This window comes from Variovorax sp. 20P10.2.4, assembly GCF_058244205.1.
Genome location: NZ_JBZAYE010000656.1, coordinates 1 through 3,909 on the forward strand (window position 1 = coordinate 1; position 3,909 = coordinate 3,909).

Consider the following 3,909-nt stretch of genomic DNA (forward strand, 5'->3'; position numbering starts at 1 on the left):
GAAGGAACAGGTCACGGTCACCACCGACCTGTTCAAGGCGACCATCGACAGCGAAGGCGGCACGGTCAACTACCTCGAGCTGCTCAAGTACGACGAGAACGACCGCACCAAGCACGTGGTGCTGTTCGAGAACGGCTCGCCGGCCACGCGCTACCTCGCGCAGACCGGCCTGCTGAACCAGGTCGACACCGGCGAACGCTTCCCGAACCACCTGACGCCGATGGCGCCCAAGGCCGGTCCGCGCGAAATGGCCGCTGGCCAGAACACCCTCGAGGTCGGCTTCGAGAGCGCCCCCGTCGGCGGTCTCAAGTACGTCAAGACCTATGTGTTCCACCGCGGCGATTACGCCATCGGCGTGCGCCATGAGGTCGTGAACGTGAGCGACCAGCCGCGCGACGCGCAGCTCTACATGCAGCTGCTGCGCCACGGCACCGTGGCCGCCAGCACCATGTTCGGCACCAACACCTTCACCGGTCCGGCCGCCTACACGAACGAGAAGAAGTTCCACAAGCTCGACTTCAAGGACATCACCAAGGGCAAGGTCGAGCCCCCGCCGGCCGCCAACGACGGCTGGATCGCGATGGTCCAGCATTACTTCGTGTCGGCCTGGCTGCTGCGCGGCGACCCGGCCAGCGAAGGCCTGAAGCGCGAATTCCGCGTGAAGGACCTGGGCGACAACCTCTACACCATCGCCATGGTGGCCACGCTGCCGAAGATCGCCCCGGGCGCGACCCAGGTGGTCAACAGCACGCTGTTCGCCGGCCCAGAGGAAGAGAAGAAGCTCGAAGCCATCGCGCCCGGCCTCGACCTGGTCAAGGACTACGGCATCTTCGCGATCATCTCGAAGCCGCTGTACTGGCTGCTCAACCAGCTGCACGGCCTGATCGGCAACTGGGGCTGGTCGATCGTGGCGCTGGTGGTGCTGCTGAAGGCCGCCTTCTACTGGCTCAACGCCAAGGCCTACGCGAGCATGGCCAAGATGAAGGCCATCAACCCGAAGATCATGGAAATGCGCGAGCGGCTGAAGGACAAGCCGCAGGAAATGCAGCAGGAGATGATGCGGATCTACAAGACCGAGAAGGTCAATCCGATGGGCGGCTGCTTCCCGATCGTGATCCAGATCCCGGTGTTCATCGCGCTGTACTGGGTGCTGCTGTCGTCGGTCGAGATGCGCCACGCGCCCTGGATCGGCTGGATCACCGACCTGTCGGCACCCGACCCCTGGTACATCCTGCCGATCGTGATGACGGCCACCTCGCTGCTGCAGACCTGGCTGAACCCGACGCCGCCCGATCCGATGCAGGCCAAGCTGATGTGGATCATGCCGCTGGCCTTCAGCGTGATGTTCATCTTCTTCCCGGCCGGCCTGGTGCTGTACTGGATCACGAACAACATCCTGTCGATCGCCCAGCAGTGGGTGATCAACAAGCGGCTCGGCGTGCTCGGCAAGTAGGCCGGCGCAGCGTCACCGTTTTCCCCGAGGGGCCGCGCGAGCGGCCCTTTGTCGTTTTTGCTGAAAGAATCCGCCCATGCTCGCCCGCGCCTCCGATCCCATCGTCGCCATCGCCACCGCTTCCGGCCGCGGCGCGGTCGGCATCGTGCGGGTGTCGGGCGCGCGGCTCGCGCCGCTGATCGAGGCGCTGTGCGCGCGGCCGCTCAAGCCGCGCGAGGCCACCTACCTGCCCTTTCGCGATGCGGCGGGCGAGGCGGTCGACCACGGGCTGGCGATCCATTTCCCCGCGCCCCATTCGTTCACGGGCGAGGACGTGCTCGAGCTCCAGGCCCATGGCGGCGCGGTCGTGCTGCAACTGCTACTGGCGCGTTGCCTCGAGGCCGCGGCCGAGCCCGATGCCGTCACCGGCCGCCCGCGGCTGCCGGGCCTGCGCGTGGCCGAGCCCGGCGAGTTCAGCCAGCGCGCCTTCCTCAACGGCAAGATCGACCTGGCCCAGGCCGAGGCGATCGCCGACCTGATCGACGCCAGCACCGAGGCCGCGGCGCGCAGCGCCGGGCGCTCGCTGTCGGGCGCCTTCTCGCGCGAGATCCATACGTTGCGCGATGCGCTGATCCACCTGCGCATGCTGGTCGAGGCCACGCTCGACTTTCCCGAAGAGGAGATCGACTTCCTGCAGAAGGCCGATGCCGCGGGCCAGCTGGTGCGGCTGCAGGGCCAGCTCGCGGCCGTGCAGCAGCGCGCGCGCCAGGGCGCCCTGCTGCGCGAGGGCATCAAGGTGGTGATCGCGGGCCAGCCCAATGCCGGCAAGAGTTCGCTGCTCAACGCGCTGGCCGGTGCCGAGCTCGCGATCGTGAGCGCCGTGGCCGGCACCACGCGCGACGTGGTGTCGCAGACCATCCAGATCCACGGCGTGCCGCTGCACGTGGCCGACACCGCGGGCCTGCGCGAGAGCAGCGACGAGGTCGAGCGGATCGGCGTGGCGCGTGCCTGGGGCCAGATCGAGAGCGCCGATGCGGTGCTGTTCCTGCACGACCTGACGCGCGCCGCCGCGCCCGACTACGCCGCGGCCGACGCCGAGATCCTGCGCGGCCTGCGCGAGAAGCTGCCTGCGGGCGTGCCGGTGCTCGACGTCTGGAACAAGCTCGACGCGGCCGGCGCGACCGGCTCGGCGCCCGTGCCGGCCGAAGGCATCGCGCTGTCGGCCAAGACCGGCGCCGGCATCGAGGCGCTGCGCGAGCAGCTCTTGGCCATGGCCGGCTGGCAGGCCGTGCCCGAAGGCGTGTACCTGGCGCGCGCGCGCCATGTGCAGGCGCTGGGCCAGGTCGAGATGCACCTGGCGCTGGCGGCCGAGCACCTGGCGGCCCATGCCCAGTCGCTCGACCTGCTGGCCGAGGAACTGCGGCTGGCGCAGAACGCGCTCAACGAGATCACCGGCGAGTTCGGCGCCGACGACCTGCTGGGTGTCATCTTTTCGCGTTTCTGTATCGGCAAATAGCGACACTCGGCGCGGCCGGCGCCGTCATTGCGTAAACATTTGTAGCCGAAATGTGGGCCGTTCGCGGATACTCCGGCTGAACTGCCCGGGGGCAAGTGAGAGCAGCATGTCCATCCAGAACCTGAGCCGCGCGATCGCGGACAACACCAGCAACGATGCCTTTGCGCTGATCCTCAATGTTCAGCAGTGGGACACGCTGGCCGGGTATCTGCAGCCGCAGGACGTCACCGTCGGCGACGTGCTGATCGCCCAGGGCGCGCAGGACCGTTCGGTCTTCTTCCTCGAGAGCGGCGCGATCAGCGTGCACCGCGTGAGCAGCAAGGAGCAGATGCGCCTGGCGGTGCTCACCGCGGGCTCGGTGGTCGGCGAAGGCTCGTTCTTCTCGCGCCAGCCGCACGCGGCCAACGTGGTGGTCACGGGTGCCGGACGGGTCTGGCGCCTCACGACCACCCGCTTCTCGGAAATGTCGAACCGTCAACCGAACCTCGCGCTCGAGCTCACGATGGCGCTCGGCGCGGTCATCGCCAAGCGCATGGCGCACCGCTCCAAGCGGGTCGCGGTGACCTGAGGCGCCGCCACCAGACGACGAGCCCCATGCGGCCCCTGCCAGCCAGCATGCCTTTTCTCGATTGCCTCACTTCGCCATGGCCTTGATCTGTCCCGTCTGCAGCGCGGAGAACCGCGAGGGCGCGAACTTCTGCATGCGCTGCGGCGAGCGGCTGACGCCGGCTTCCGCGCCGCCGGTTCCGCCCGCGCCCACGCCCAATCCGAGCACGCGCTTCGAGCGCGAATGGGCCGCGACCGCGCCCGCGCAGCTGCGTGCGCCGACCATTCCCGGCGAGCTCTACGACGCGGCCGCCCTCACGCCGCGCGGCGGCAAGGGCCAGCCGCAGGACGGCGATGCCGACCGGACCGTGCTGGTCGGCACCGGCAGGCCGAAGCGCGCGCCGAAGCCGGAAGC

4 protein-coding genes are annotated in these 3,909 nt (G+C 68.8%); all 4 read left to right on the plus strand.

Annotated features, from left to right (window positions below; genetic code table 11):
* Positions 1-1,453 (plus strand): membrane protein insertase YidC (gene yidC, locus AC27VN_RS35100; protein ID WP_490879595.1); only part of this gene is annotated, 1,453 nt, incomplete at its 5' end.
* 76 nt (positions 1,454-1,529) lie between these two features.
* Positions 1,530-2,948, plus strand: a complete 1,419-nt coding sequence (gene mnmE / locus AC27VN_RS35105) for a tRNA uridine-5-carboxymethylaminomethyl(34) synthesis GTPase MnmE (protein WP_490879596.1) — start codon at positions 1,530-1,532, stop codon at positions 2,946-2,948.
* A gap of 106 nt (positions 2,949-3,054) precedes the next feature.
* Positions 3,055-3,516: a Crp/Fnr family transcriptional regulator gene (locus AC27VN_RS35110; RefSeq protein ID WP_093343587.1), complete on the plus strand. Its 462-nt coding sequence runs from the start codon at positions 3,055-3,057 to the stop codon at positions 3,514-3,516.
* A gap of 76 nt (positions 3,517-3,592) precedes the next feature.
* Positions 3,593-3,909, plus strand: a 317-nt coding sequence (locus tag AC27VN_RS35115) for a zinc-ribbon domain-containing protein (protein WP_490879597.1), incomplete at its 3' end; no start/stop codon positions are given.

Bases quoted from the DNA above. Each gene is read 5' to 3' on its own strand.
- AC27VN_RS35110 (WP_093343587.1), top strand. From the start codon at position 3,055: ATGTCCATCCAGAACCTGAGCCGCGCGATCGCGGACAACACCAGCAAC.
- mnmE (WP_490879596.1), top strand. From the start codon at position 1,530: ATGCTCGCCCGCGCCTCCGATCCCATCGTCGCCATCGCCACCGCTTCC.